Origin of the sequence: Streptomyces sp. NPDC057638, from assembly GCF_042800315.1 — a bacterium.
Classification (GTDB): Bacteria; Actinomycetota; Actinomycetes; order Streptomycetales; family Streptomycetaceae; genus Streptomyces.
In genome coordinates this window covers 1-15,036 of the sequence record NZ_JBHVHF010000205.1, presented here as the reverse complement: position 1 = coordinate 15,036, position 15,036 = coordinate 1, and the positions used below count along the sequence as shown (strand labels likewise).

2 protein-coding genes are annotated in these 15,036 nt (G+C 74.9%); both read left to right on the top strand.

Annotated elements, in window-relative coordinates; genetic code table 11:
• Positions 1–458: 458 nt before the first annotated feature.
• Positions 459–14,795: an amino acid adenylation domain-containing protein gene (locus ACFVIM_RS24305; RefSeq protein WP_384304976.1), complete on the top strand. Its 14,337-nt coding sequence runs from the start codon at positions 459–461 to the stop codon at positions 14,793–14,795.
• A complete protein-coding gene (locus ACFVIM_RS24300) occupies positions 14,792–15,004 on the top strand; it encodes an MbtH family protein (protein ID WP_384304973.1) in 213 nt (70 codons plus the stop codon). Before ACFVIM_RS24305 ends, ACFVIM_RS24300 begins: the two co-directional genes overlap by 4 nt.
• Positions 15,005–15,036 lie beyond the last annotated feature (32 nt).

Genomic DNA, 15,036 nt, shown 5'->3' with positions numbered 1-15,036 from the left:
GTACCACGGGATGCCCGCCCCGCGCCGGGCGGCCGCCCGTGGTACACGGTCACCGGCCGCCCGGCCCACGGGCCGGGCGCCCCGCGTCCTCACTCCACCGAGCCCCACGGGCCCGGCCCACCGCACCCGCCGGACCTCCTGAGACCCGCCGGGACCCGCCGGACCCACTGGCACCAGCCGAGACCCGTCGCGGGCGCCCCCGCCCGCCGCCGCCCGCATCACGCGTTCTCCGTACCGCCGCGAGCCCCGCACACCCGGTAAGCCACCGCCGTACCCGCCCGCCGCCGCCCGCGCCCCGCGCTCTCCGTACCGCCGCGAGCCCGGTAAGCCACCCGCACGTCGCCGTACGCCCGGCGAGCCACCGCACGCTTCCGCAGCCGTCGCGGACCACCGCGGCCGTCGCGGGCCACCGCGCACCACCGCCCACTGCCGCACCACCAGGGAAGGGCCCTCCAAAGATGTTTGACGCCGAGTCGGACCGGATCTCCGCCGCCGGGACAGCCGTCACCGGCGGGCAAGCCGGTGTCTGGCTTGCCCAGCAGATCGAGCCGGACAGCACGGTCTACAACATCGCGTTCACCCTCGAACTGCGCGGGGAGGCGGACCCGGACCGGCTGGCCGCCGCCGTACGGCGGGCCGTCGAGGAGGCCGAGGCCCTGCACATCCGGGTACGGGAGACGAACGGCGAGCCCCGGCAGAGCGTGGAGCGGCTCCCCGTCGACGTACGCGTGATCGATCTGCGCGCCGAGGCCGACCCGGACGCGGCGGCCGCCGCGTGGATGGAGGCCGACCGCGACCGGCCCGCCGACCTGGCGGCGGGCCCGCTCTTCGGCCAGGCCCTGCTGCGGCTGCGCGACGACCACCTCCTGTGGTACCAGCGCTACCACCACATCCTCATCGACGGCATGGGCGTCGCCCTGCTCACCCGCCGCGCCGGGGAGCTGTACGCCCGGGGTGAGCGGGCCCCCGCCGCCCCCGACTGGGCACTCGCCCGGCTGACCGGCGCCGACCAGCGCTACCGGGACTCCGAGGAGCGCGCCGCCGACCGCGCCTACTGGCTGGAGCTCCTCGCCGACCGCCCCGAGCCCGTCCGGCTCGTGGAGCGCTCCGCCGCCCCGATGGAACGACGGCTCCGGCGCGTCACGGAACTCTCCGCCGCCGACACCGCCGCGCTGGCCGACGCCGCCGGGCGCGCGGGCGTGCGTCTCTCCCGGATCCTGATCGCGGCCGTCGCCGCCTATCTGCACCGGGTCAGCGGCGAGCGCGACCTCGTCCTCGGGCTGCCGGTCACCGCCCGCCAGGACCCGTCCGCCGCCGCCGTCCCCGGCATGGTCTCCAACGTCGTGCCGCTGCGGATCCCGGTCCGGCCCGGTACGAGCGGCGCCGAACTCGTCGCCGACGTCGGCGACGCGGTGACGGGGGCGGTCGAGCACGGCCGCTACCGCGCCGAGGACCTGGCGCGCGAGCTGGGACTGCCCGACGGTGTGGCGGAACTGGTGGGCCCCACCGTCAACGTCCTGCCCGGCACCGCGTACCCGCTCTTCGGCGCCGACAGCGCCGAACTGCACCCCACCTGGCTCGGCCCGGTGAGCGACCTGGCCCTCAGCTTCACCGAGGCCGGTCCCGGCGGCCGGGTCCTGGTCCACCTCGACGCCGACGCGGCGGTCTGCGACGAGCGCGCGCTCCGCGACCACGAGCACCGCTTCCTGGCCCTGCTGCGTGACTTCGCCGCCGACCTCGGGCGCCCGGTCGGGCAGATCGAGCTGACCGCGCCCGACGAGCGCGCCCGGGTGCTGGAGACCTTCGGCGTCGACCCGCGCGAGACACCGGAGGTGGCCTGGCCCGACGCCTTCGAGCGGCAGGCGCGCCGCACCCCCGGCGCCGTCGCCCTCGTCTTCGAGGACCGGGAGCTGACCTACGCCGAGCTGAACGCCGACGCCAACCGGCTCGCCCGGCTGCTGACCGCCCGCGGGGTGGGCGCCGAGGATGTCGTCGCGGTGGCCCTGCCGCGCTCGCCGGAGCTGTACGCGGCCCTGCTCGGCGTCATGAAGACCGGCGCGGCCTATCTGCCCGTGGACCCCGACCACCCCGGTGACCGCATCGCCTACATGCTCACCGACGCGGGCACCCGCACCCTGCTGACCGTGCGCCGTCTCGCCGACGAGCTGCCCGACACCCCCGGTGTGCCCCGGGTGGTCCTGGACGAGCCGGCCACCGCCGCCGAACGGGACGCGCTCGACAGCGCCGATCCGGGCGTGCCCCTCGCCCTGGACCAGGCCGCGTACGTCATCTACACCTCCGGCTCCACCGGCCGCCCCAAGGGTGTCGTCGTCACCCACGACGGCATCGGCAGCCTGATCGCCACCGCCGCCGACCGCATCGGCGTCACCGCGGACAGCCGGGTGGCGCAGTTCGCCTCCGTCGGTTTCGACGTGACGGTGTGGGAGCTGGTCATGTCGCTGAGCGTGGGCGCCCGGGTCGTCGCCGTCCCCGCCGAGCGCCGGGTCGCGGGGCCCGCCCTCACCGAGTACCTCACGCGCCATGGCGTCACCCATATGGCGCTGCCGCCGTCGCTGGTCTCCGCGCTGCCGCAGGACGCCGAGCTGCCCGAGGGCGCGGTGCTCCTCGTCGGCACCGAGGCCGTGCCCAGCGAGCTGATCGCCCGCTGGTCCGACCGGCTCACCGTCGTCGTCGCCTACGGACTGACCGAGGCCACCGTCAACTCGACCCTCTGGACCGCCGACCCCGGCCGTCCCGGCCCCGCGCCGATCGGCGTCCCCGACCCCAACACCCGCGCCTACGTCCTCGACACCGCGCTGCGCCCGGTGCCGGTGGGCGTGGAGGGCGAGCTGTACGTCGGCGGGCGCGGACTGGCCCGTGGCTACCTGGGACGGCTGCCCCTGACCTCGGAGCGGTTTGTCGCCGACCCGTTCGGCGCGCCCGGCGACCGGATGTACCGCACCGGTGACCGGGTCCGCTGGTGCGCCGACGGCAACCTGGAGTTCCTCGGCCGCGCCGACGGCCAGCTCAAGATCCGTGGCCACCGTATCGAGCCCGGCGAGGTCGAGAGCGCCTTCATGGCCTGCCCGGGGATCGCGCAGACCGCCGTCCTCGCCCGCGAGGACCACCGGGGCGTCAAGCGCCTGGTCGCCTATGTCGTCGCGGAGCGGAAGACCGCTGACACTGCGGACGCTGCCGACACTGCCCATACCGCTGATACCGCTGATACCGCGGCCATCACCGGCACCGCGGCCGCCGTGGCCGACGCGCGGGCCCGGGTGGCGCGGACGCTGCCCGAGTACATGGTGCCGTCCGCCGTCGTCGTCCTGGACGGCCCGCTGCCGCTGACCCCCAACGGCAAGCTGGACACCCGGGCCCTGCCCGCGCCGGAGTGGACCGCCGCCGTCGGCACCGACGCGCCCACCACCGAGGCCGAGACCCTGCTCGCCGCCCTCGTCGCCGAGGTACTCGGACTGCCCACGGTCGGTGTCCACGACAGCTTCTTCGAACTCGGCGGCGACAGCATCGTCGCGATCCAGCTGGTCAACCGGGCCCGTGCGGCGGGGCTCGCCCTCACCCCGCGCGAGGTGTTCCGGCTGCGTACCGTCGCCGCGCTCGCCCGGGTCGCGGACGGGCCCGCCGCCCAGGTACCGGCGGAGCGGCCCGCCGTGGCGCTCGACCCGGACGCGCTGCCGGTCTCCCCGCTCCAGGAGGGCTTCTTCTTCCACGCCCAGTACGAGAGCGACGCCGAGGCCGACCTCTATGTCGTCCAGGAGCTGTTCGAGCTCACCGGCACGGTCGACCCGGCCCGGCTGCGCGACGCGCTCCAGCTGCTGCTGGACCGGCACGCCCTGCTGCGCGCCTCCTTCCACCAGCTGCCCGGCGGCGAGGTCGTCCAGCGGCTCGCGGAGCGGGTGACACTGCCCTGGGCCGAGGCCGGCACCGCCGGGACCTCCCTGGAGGAGCTGCTGGCGGCGGACCGCGCCGAGCCGTTCGACCTGGCCCGGCCGCCGCTGCTGCGCGCCACCCTGATCCGCGACGGCTACCGCCACCGGCTGCTGCTGACCCTGCACCACATCGTCGCCGACGGCTGGTCGGTCTCCGTGCTGCTGCCCGAGCTGCTCGCCGCCTGCGCGGGCCGCGAGCTGCCGGAGCCCGTCGCCCCGGACGCCTATCTCTCCTGGCTGGCCGGCCGGGACCGGGACGCCGCCCGCGCGGCGTGGCGCGCCGCCCTGGCCGGTCTGGACGGACCGACCCGGCTGCCGCAGCTCACCGCCGCCGCCGCGGGCGAGCGGCCCGCGCCGCGTCCCGAGCATGTCGACACCCGGCTGCCCGACGGCCTCACCGCCGATCTCACCGCCTGCGCCCGTGCGCACGGCCTCACCCTCAGCACCGTCGTCCACGGTCTGTGGGCCGTGCTGATCGGCGGCGTGACCGGCGCCGAGGACATCGTCTTCGGCACCACCGTCTCCGGTCGGACCACCGAGGTCGAGGGCCTGGACTCGGCCGTGGGCCTCTTCATCAACACCGTCCCGGCCCGGGTCGGGCTGCGGGCCGCCGAGCCGCTGGTCGAGCTGTTGCGCCGGGTCCAGGACGACCATGCCGCCCTGCTCGACCACCAGCACCTGGGGCTGGCCGAGATCCAGCGGACCGCCGGGGGCGGCGACCTCTTCGACACCCTCGTCGTCTTCGAGAACCACCCGACCGCCCGGCTGGACGCCGACCGCGACCCCGCCGCGCTCGGGATCGGCGAGGTCGAGGTGTTCGACGCCGTCCACTATCCGCTCGCGCTGATCGTCGAGCCCCAGGACGGCTATCTGCGGCTGCGGTTCAAGCATGACGCCGCCCGGCTGGACCAGCTCACCGTCGCCGTGCTCGCCCAGCGGTTCGTCAGCCTGCTGGAGACGCTGGTCTCCGAGCCCCGGCGTCCCGTCGGCCGGATCGCGCTCCTGTCCGACCGGGAGCGGGAGCGGCTCGCCGAGCTGAACGCCACCGGCCGCCCGGTCACCGAGGCCACCCTCGTCTCCCGCTTCGCCGAGCAGGTGGCCCGCACGCCCGGCGCGACCGCCGTCGTCTTCGAGGACGAGGAGCTGACCTACGCCGAACTCGACCGCCGTGCCGAGGCCCTGGCCCGCCGGCTGCGGGCGCGTGGCGCGGGACCCGAGTCGTATGTCGCGGTCGCCGTGCCCCGCTCGGCGGAGCTGATGGTCGCCCTGCTCGGTGTGGTGAAGGCGGGCGCCGCCTATCTCCCGCTCGATCTGGACTATCCGGCCGAGCGCATCACGTACATGCTCGGCGACTCGGGCGCGCGGACGGTGGTGACCACCACCGGGTCCGCCGCCCGGCTGCCCGAGGTGGCGGGTCTGGACCGGCTGCTGCTGGACGGGCCCGACGCGGACGCGGCCGAGACGCCCGGGACAGCCGGTACGGACGTGGCGGGTACCGCCGCCGGTCCCGACCACCCCGCCTATCTGATCTACACCTCCGGCTCCACCGGCCGCCCCAAGGGCGTCGCCGTCACCCACCGGGCGATCGTCAACCGGCTGGCGTGGATGCAGCACGAGTACCGGCTCACCGCCGATGACCGGGTGCTCCAGAAGACCCCGTCGAGCTTCGACGTGTCGGTGTGGGAGTTCTTCTGGGCGCCGCTGGAGGGCGCGGCCGTCGTCCTCGCCCGCCCCGACGGTCATCGCGACCCCGCCTACCTCGCGGAGCTGATCGACCGCCGGCGGATCACGACGATGCACTTCGTGCCGTCGATGCTGGCCGCCTTCGTCCAGGTGATGGAGGCGGACCGGGCGACGCCCGGCTGGGCCGCCGGCCTGCGCCGTGTCTTCTGCTCCGGTGAGGCCCTCAGCGGCCCCGACGCCGCCCGCTGGGCCGCGCTGACCGCGCGTTCCGGGCGCCGCCCCGTGCCGCTGCACAACCTGTACGGCCCCACCGAGGCCGCCGTGGACGTCACGTACTTCCCGTACGAGGGCGGGGACGAGCTGGCCGTCCCGATCGGCCGACCGGTGTGGAACACCCGGCTGCACGTCCTCGACACCTTCCTGCGACCCGTCCCCGACGGCGTCCCCGGGGAGCTGTACCTCGCCGGGACCCAGCTCGCCCGCGCCTACCACGGCCGCCCGGACCTCACCTCCGACCGCTTCGTCGCCGACCCGTTCGGCGCGCCGGGCGAGCGGATGTACCGCACCGGTGACCTGGTCCGCCGCCGCGCCGACGGCGCCGTCGAGTACCTCGGCCGCACCGACCGCCAGGTCAAGATCCGGGGCAACCGGATCGAGCTGGGGGAGATCGAGGCGGCCCTCGCGTCCCTGCCCGGCGTCGCCCGCGCCGCCGTCATCGTCCGTGAGGGCGCCCTCCTCGGCTACGCCGTCCCCGCTGACGCGCCACTGGACGCCGACGCCCTGCGCCAGGCCCTCGCCGACGCGCTGCCCGCGACCATGGTCCCCAGCGCCGTACTCACCCTCGCCGCACTGCCGCTGACCCCCAGCGGCAAACTCGACCAGAACGCCCTGCCCGCGCCGGAGCTGGCCCCGCGCGCCGCCGGACGCCCGCCCCGCGACGAGCGGGAGAGCGCCCTGTGCGCGATCTACACCGCCGTCCTCGGCATCGACGGCATCGGCGCCGACGACGACTTCTTCGTCCTCGGCGGTGACAGCCTCACCTCCATCGCGGTCGCCACCCGGGCCCGTGAGAAGGGGTGGGCCCTCAGCCCCCGCGATGTGTTCGAACACCGTACGCCCGCCGCGCTCGCGGCGGTCGCCGCCCTGAAGGAACCCGTGCAGACACCCCCCGCCACACCCGACAGCGCGGCCGACACGCCCGCCGTCACCGTCTCCGCCGACGACGCCGGACAGGCCGCCGCAGCCCTCCAGGCGATGCTGGCCCAGCAGGAGAAGTCCGGCGCCGCCGTCGACCCCGCGCTCCGCGCCCTCCTCGACCAGCTCAGCGCCGTCACCGCCGCCCGGGTCCCCGCGCCCGCCCCCCTCGGCGGACTGGAGCTGACGCCCGAGGAGAACGCCCACCTCACCGCCGTCGCCGGGCTGCCGGTCGCCGATGTCTGGCCGCTCTCCCCGCTCCAGGAGGGCATGTACTTCCACGCCACCTTCGACGCGGGCGACGGCCTCGACGTCTACCTCTCCCAGGAGACCCTCGACTTCGACCGCCGGGTCGACGCCGACCGGCTGCGCGCCGCCTGCCGGACCCTGCTGGAGCGCAATGTCAGCCTGCGCGCCGGATTCCTCAGCGACGGGCTGCCCCGCCCCACCCAGTTCATCGTGGACGGCGCCGAGATCCCGCTGACCGAGGCCGACCTGTCCGAGCTGCCCGCCGACCAGCGCGCCGCCCGGGTCGAGGAACTCCTCGCCGCCGACCGCCGCCGGCGGTTCGACCTCACCGCGCCCCCGCTCTGCCGACTGCTGCTGATCCGCCTCGGCGACGGCCGCGACCGGCTCGTCGTCACCCACCACCTCATCCTGTGGGACGGCTGGTCCGCCTGGCTCTTCCTGGAGGAGCTGTTCACGCTGTACGGGCGCGGCGGCGACGCCGACGGGCTCCCCGCCCCCGGCTCCTACCGCGACTACCTCGCCTGGCTCGACCAGCAGGACACCGGCGCCGCGCTCGCCGAGTGGCGCCGCGCCCTCTCCGGCTTCGACGAGCCCACCCTCCTCGCCCCCACCGGGCGCGACGGCGGACCGGTGATCCCCGCCGACCATGACGCGGTGCTGAGCCGGGAGACCAGCGACCGGCTGCGCGCCGCCACCCGCCGCCACGGCCTCACCCTGAACACCGTGCTCAACGCCGCCTGGGGCCTGGTGCTCGCCGCCCTCACCGGCCGGGGCGATGTCGCCTTCGGTACCGCCGTCGCGGGCCGCCCCGCCGATGTGCCGAACGTCGAGGGCATCATCGGTATGTTCCTCAACACCATCCCGGCCCGCGTCGCCCTCACCCCGGAAGAGCCCCTGCTCGACCTGCTGCGGCGGATGCAGTCCGAACGTGTCGCCGTCATGCCCTACGAGTACGTCGGCCTCGGCACCCTCCAGCAGGAGACCGGCCACCGGCGGCTCTTCGACACCCTCTTCGTGCTGCGCTCCGCCGACGGCGAGGACCGGGCCGCCGCGCTGCGCCGGCGCCACGGCATCACCGATGTCTCCAACGTCGACGGCACCCACTTCCCGCTGACCCTGATCGTCACCCCCGAGACCCGGCTCCGGGTCACCCTGGCCGCTCGGCCCGACCTGTTCGACACCGAGGACGCCACCACGATCCTCGCCCGGTTCACCACCGTGCTGGAGACCCTGGCCGACGCCCTGTCGGGCCCGGACGCCGCCACCGCCCGTACCGTCGGTGTCGACCCGCTGCTGCCCGCCGAGCGCCGCGCCCTCACCAGCGCCTGGGACACCACCCGGCAGCCGGTGCCCAACGAGACCATCGCCGACATGCTCGCCGAGCAGGCCGCCCGCACCCCCGACGCCGTCGCGCTGGTCTTCGGCGACCTCGCCCTCACCTACGCCGAACTCGACGGACGGGTCAACCGCCTGGCCCGGCTGCTGCTGGCCCGGGGCGCGGGCCCGGAGCGGGTCGTCGCGCTGGCGCTGCCCCGCTCCATCGAGATGGTCACCGCCCTCTTCGCCGTACTGCGCACCGGCGCCGCCTACCTCCCGCTCGACCTGGACCACCCGGCCGACCGGCTGCGGCTGATGATCGAGGACACCGGGCCGCTCTGCCTGGTCTCCACCACCGCCGTCGCCCCCACCCTGCGCGGCGAGGACGGACCGCTCGCCCCCGAACTCGCGCTGGACGAGGCGACCGTGGCCGCCGCCCTCGCGGCACTGCCGGACGGGGAGGTCACCGACGCCGAGCGCCCCGCGTTCGCCCACACCGTCGCGGACCGGCTGGAGTACCCCGCGTACGTCATCTACACCTCCGGCTCCACCGGACGGCCCAAGGGCGTCGTCACCCCCTACCGGGGACTGACGAACATGCAGCTCAACCACCAGCGGGAGATCTTCGACCCGGCCATCGCCTCGGCGGGCGGACGGCGGCTGCGCATCGCGCACACCGTCTCCTTCGCCTTCGACATGTCCTGGGAAGAGCTGCTCTGGCTGGTCGAGGGCCACGAGGTGCACGTCTGCGACGAGGACCTGCGCCGCGACGCGGAGGCCCTGGTCGCCTACTGCGACCGCCACCAGGTCGACGTGGTCAACGTGACCCCGACCTACGCCCAGCTCCTCATCGAGGAGGGCCTGCTGGAGCGCGACGCGAGCGCGGGCCGCCACCGGCCCGCCCTGGTCCTGCTCGGCGGCGAGGCCGTCTCCGACACCGTCTGGTCCCGGCTGCGCCAGACCGAGGGCGTCTACGGCTACAACCTGTACGGGCCGACCGAGTACACCATCAACACCCTCGGCGGCTCCACCACCGACAGCCCCACCTCCACCGTCGGCCTGCCCATCCGCAACACCCGCGCCTACGTCCTCGACACCATGCTGCGGCCCGTGCCGCCCGGCTCCCCCGGCGAGCTGTACATCGCCGGAACCGGACTGGCCCGCGGCTACCACGACCGGCTCGCGCTGACCGCCGAACGGTTCGTCGCCGACCCGTTCGGCGCGCCCGGCGAGCGGATGTACCGCACCGGCGACCTGGTGCGCCAGCGCCCCGACGGACTGCTGGACTTCCTCGGCCGCACCGACGACCAGGTCAAGATCCGCGGCTACCGGATCGAACTGGGCGAGATATCCACCGCCCTCTCCAGCCACCCCGAGATCGCCCACGCCGCCGTCGTGGTCGCCGAGACCGGCGGCACCAAGCGCCTCGTCGGCTATGTCGTGCCCGAGAACGGGACCGACGGTACGGAGGCGGGGGAGGAGCTGCTCCAGCGGCTGCGCGACCACCTCAAGGCCGGGCTGCCGGACTACATGGTCCCCACCGCCCTCGTCCCCGTCACGTCCCTGCCGCTCACCGTCAACGGCAAGCTCGACGTCAAGGCGCTGCCCGCGCCCGACTTCGGCGCCACCGGCGCCAGCCGCGCCCCCCGCACCCCGCGCGAGGAGACCCTCTGCGCCCTCTACGCCGAGGTGCTCGGCCTGCCCGAGGGCGCGTCGGTCGGCATCGACAGCGACTTCTTCGAACTCGGCGGCCACTCGCTGCTCGCCACCCGGCTGGTCAGCCGCGCCCGTACCGCGCTCGGCACCGAACTGGCGATCCGCGACCTCTTCGAGGCCCCCACCGTCGCCGAACTCATCGACCGGGTCGACCGCTCCGGCGGCCCCGCCCGCCCCGAACTGACCGCCGGGGAGCGCCCCGAGGAGCTGCCGCTCTCCCACGCCCAGCAGCGCCTGTGGGTCATCCAGCAGATCGAGTGCACCTCCGCCGCCTACAACTTCCCGCTCGTGATGCGGCTGCGCGGCGCCTTCGACGCCGACGCCTGGGAGCAGGCGCTCACCGATGTCGTCGCCCGGCACGAGGCCCTGCGCACCGTCTTCACCCAGCGCGACGGCCAGGTCTTCCAGCGGGTGCGGCCCGCCGGTGCGGCCCGGCCGCCGGTGACGCGGCTGCGCGCCACCGAGGACGAGCTGCACGGCGTCATCGACGCGGCCGTGGGCCGCGCCTTCGACCTCTCCACCGAACTCCCGCTCCGCGCCACCCTCGTGGAACTCGCCCCCGAGCACCATGTGGCCGTGCTGCTGCTGCACCACATCACCACCGACGAGTGGTCCGACCGGCCCTTCCTGCGCGATCTGGCCACCGCCTACGCCGCCCGCACCGCCGGTGGCCGCGCCCCGGAGTGGGAGCCGCTGCCGGTCCAGTACGCCGACTACGCCCTGTGGCAGCGGCGCCTGCTCGGGGACCCCGCCGACGCGGACAGCCTCGCCGCCCGCCAGCTCGACTACTGGCACACCACCCTCGACGGCGCGCCCGAGGAACTCGACCTGCCCGCCGACCGGCCCCGGCCCGCGCGCCCCTCGTTCTCCGGCGCCGAACTCGACATCACCTTCGACACCGAGGTCCACGAGGGGCTCAAGACCCTCGCCCGCGAGAGCGGCGCGAGCATGTTCATGGTGGTCCACGCCGCCGTCGCCGCCCTGCTGCACCGGATGGGCGCGGGCACCGACATCCCCCTCGGCGCGCCCATCGCGGGCCGGGGCGACGAGGCCCTGGACGATCTGGTCGGCTTCTTCGTCAACACCATCGTGCTCCGCACCGACCTCGGCGGCGACCCCAGCTTCACCGAGCTGCTCGCCCGGGTCCGCGCGAGCGACCTGGCCGCCTTCTCCCACGCCGATGTGCCGTTCGAGGCCGTCGTGGAGAAGCTCAACCCGACCCGCTCGCTCTCCCGCAACCCGCTCTTCCAGGTGATGGTGGGCTACCACGCCCGCACCGGGGACGGACTGGACCTGCCGGGTCTGGACGCCTCGTACATCCCCTTCCGGATCAGCTCCGCCAAGTTCGACCTCGTCTTCAGCTTCACCGAGCACCTCGGCGCCGACGGCGGCGCCCTGAGCTGCCGGCTGGAGTTCGCCACCGAGCTGTTCGACCAGGAGACGGCCGAACGGATCGGGGAGCGGCTGAACCGGCTGGTCGGCGCCCTGGTGGCGGCGCCCGGGCGGCCCGTGTCGGAGGCCGGGATCCTCGGCGACGACGAGCGGCGGCTGGTCCTGGAGGAGTTCAACGACACCGCGCGGACCGTGGACGAGAAGTCCCTGCCCGCCCTGTTCGCCGAGCGGCTGGCCGAGCGCCCCGACGCGGTCGCCGTCGTCGACCGCTCCCGTGAGGTGACCTACGCCGAACTGGACACCCGCGCCAACCGGATCGCCCGGCTGCTGGCCCAGCGCGGAGTGGGCGCCGAGGACGTCGTCGGCGTGGCCGTGCCGCGCTCGGCCGACATGATCGCCACCGTGCTCGCCGCCATGAAGCTCGGCGCCGCGTTCCTGCCGCTCGACCTCGTCCACCCCACCGACCGGCTCGTCTACATGGTCGAGGACTCACGGGCCGCCCTCGTCGTCGGCACCGAACCGGTGGCCGGGAAGGTCCCGTCCGTCCCGCTGGTGCTGCTCGACGCCCCGGACACCGCCGCCGCGCTCGACGCCCTGCCGGGGACCCCGGTCGACGGCGGACCCGTCACCCTCGACCAGGCCGCGTACGTCATCTACACCTCCGGCTCCACCGGACGGCCCAAGGGCGCGGTCGTGCCCCACGAGGGCATCGCCAGCCTCGTCGCCACCGCCGTGGACCGGATGGGCCTGGACCGCGACAGCCGGGTGCTCCAGTTCGCCTCCATCGGCTTTGACGTTTTTGTCTTCGAACTGGCGATGGCCCTCTGCCACGGCGGACAGCTCGTCCTCATCACCGACGAGGCCCGGGTCGCCGGACCGGCGCTCAGCGACTTCTTCACCGGCCACGGCATCACCCACGCGGCCATCCCGCCGTCCCTGATGTCGGCCCTGCCGCCCGGCTGCGCCTTCCCCGAGGGCGCGACCGTCCTCGTCGGCACCGAGGTCGTGCCGCCGGACCTGTTCGAGCGCTACGGCGACACCCTCAACCTGATCTGCGCCTACGGTCTGACCGAGGCCACCGTCAACTCCACCCTGTGGCCCGCCCGCTCCTTCGGCGGCCGCCCCTCGGGCCGGGTCCCCATCGGCGTACCCGACCCCAACACCCGCTGCTACGTCCTCGACGACACCCTCCGTCCCGTCCCGCCGGGCGTCACCGGAGAGCTGTACGTCTCCGGCCGGGGCCTGGCCCGCGGCTACCTCGGACGGTCCGCGCTCACCTCGGAACGGTTCGTCGCCGACCCCTACGGACCGGCCGGAGCCCGGATGTACCGCACCGGCGACCGCGCCCGCTGGCGCACCGACGGCACCCTCGACTTCCTCGGCCGTGTCGACACCCAGGTCAAGGTGCGCGGCTTCCGGATCGAGCTGGGCGAGATCGAGGCCGCGCTCGCCGGACACCCCACGGTCGCCCAGGCCGCCGTGGTGCCCGACCGCGACGGCGACATCGTCCGCCTCATCGGCTACGCCGTCCCCGAGAGCGGCGAGCTGGATGTGGCCGCGCTCCGCGCCCATGTCGCCGGACAGCTGCCCGAGTACATGGTCCCGGCCCTGGTCGTCGCCCTGGACGGCCCGCTGCCGCTGACCCCCAACGGCAAGCTGGACCGCAAGGCGCTGCCCGCGCCCGACTGGTCCGCGATGACCGGCGACGCCCGCCCGGCCACCGGGACCCAGGCCCGTATCGCCGCCGTCTTCGGCGAGATCCTCAAGCTCGACGCCGTCGGCGTGCACGACAACTTCTTCGCGCTCGGCGGCCACTCCATGGCCTCGATGCGGCTGCTGGGCCGTATCCGCGCCGAGTTCGGGGTCGAGCTGAGCATCCGCGACGTCTTCGACGCCCTGACCGTCGCGGGCATCGCGGCCAAGCTCGACGGCGCCGCCGCGGCCCGTCCCGCCCTGCGCCCGGGCGGCGCCGGGTTCGCCGGGGACGGCGGCCCGCTCGCCCCCGTCCAGCGCTGGCAGTGGGACGCCTACCGGCGCGCCCCCGGCTTCGACCACGCGCTCGTGCTGCGCTCCCCGGGCGGCCTGGACGCCGGGGCGCTCGCCGAGGCCCTGGCCGACGTCACCGCCCGGCACGAGCCCCTGCGTACCGCGTTCACCGAGCGCGACGGCACCGTCGTCACCCACCCGGCCCCGGCCCCGGTCCTGAACACCGAGGACGGCTGCGCCGACCTCGACGCCCGGCTCGCCGACCTGGCGGCCCAGGCACCCGTGCTGGAGCGGGAGGCCCCGGTCCGCGCCACGCTGCTCACCGCCGCCGACGGCCGCCAGGCGGTCCTGCTGACCCTGCACTACCTCGCGGTGGACGAGTGGTCCGTGGTGCCCCTGTTCCGCGACCTCACCACCGCCTACGCGGCGCGTACGGAGGGCGGGGCGCCCGACTGGGAGCCGCTGCCCGTCACGTACGGCGACTACACCCACTGGGCCCGCGAGGTCCTCGGCGACCCCGCCGACCCCGACAGCAGGGCCGCGGAGCAGCTCGCCTACTGGCGCCTGACCCTGGACGGCGCGCCGCGCGAACTGGCCCTGCCCGCCGACCCGGCGCCGCCCGCCACCCCCGGCCGGACCGCCGACCACGTCGCCTTCGTCCTGGACGAGGAGCTGCACGCGGCCGTCGACGGGCTCGCCCGCCAGACCGGCACCAGCATGTTCATGGTGCTGCACTCGGCCCTGGCGGCGCTGCTCACCGCCCATGGCGCGGGCACCGACCTGCCCATCGGCACGATGGTCGCGGGCCGCACCGACGACCAGCTCACCGATCTGGTCGGCTGCTTCTTCAACACGGTCGTGCTGCGCACCGACACGGCGGGCGACCCCACCTTCGCCGAGCTGCTGCGGCGGGTCCGCGAGACCACCCTCAGCGCCCTCGACCGCCAGGAGGTCCCGTTCGAGGAGGTCGTCCGGGCCGCCGGGTTGCCCCCCACGGGACCCCGGGTCATGGTGATCCACCATGAGCAGGCGGACCTGGAGCGACTGGAGGGCGGCATGGGCTCGCTCGACGCCGTACCCACCGGCACGGCACGTGCCGATCTCACCCTCAGCTTCTACGAGCCCCAGGGTGAGGGACCGGTGCACTGCGGCCTGATCCACTCGACCGAACGGCTCGGCACCGCCACGGCACGGCGGCTCGCCGACGAACTCCAGACACTGCTGCGCGCCGTGGCGGCCGCGCCCCGGCAACCGCTCTCCGACCTGTTCACCACGATGACCACCATCTCTACGAGGAGTGACAACGCATGACCACCAACCCGTTCGAGGACCCGCAGGGCCGCTTCCTGGTGCTGGCCAACGACGAGAACCAGCACTCGCTGTGGCCGTCCTTCGCGGAGGTCCCGGCCGGATGGCGGTCGGTCTTCGGTGAGGACACCCGCGAGGCGTGCCTCGCCTACGTCGAGACCCACTGGACCGATCTGCGCCCCGCCAGCCTGATCGCCGCCCAGCAGGGCTGACCTGGCACCACGGCCGCCGCCCGGACGACGCC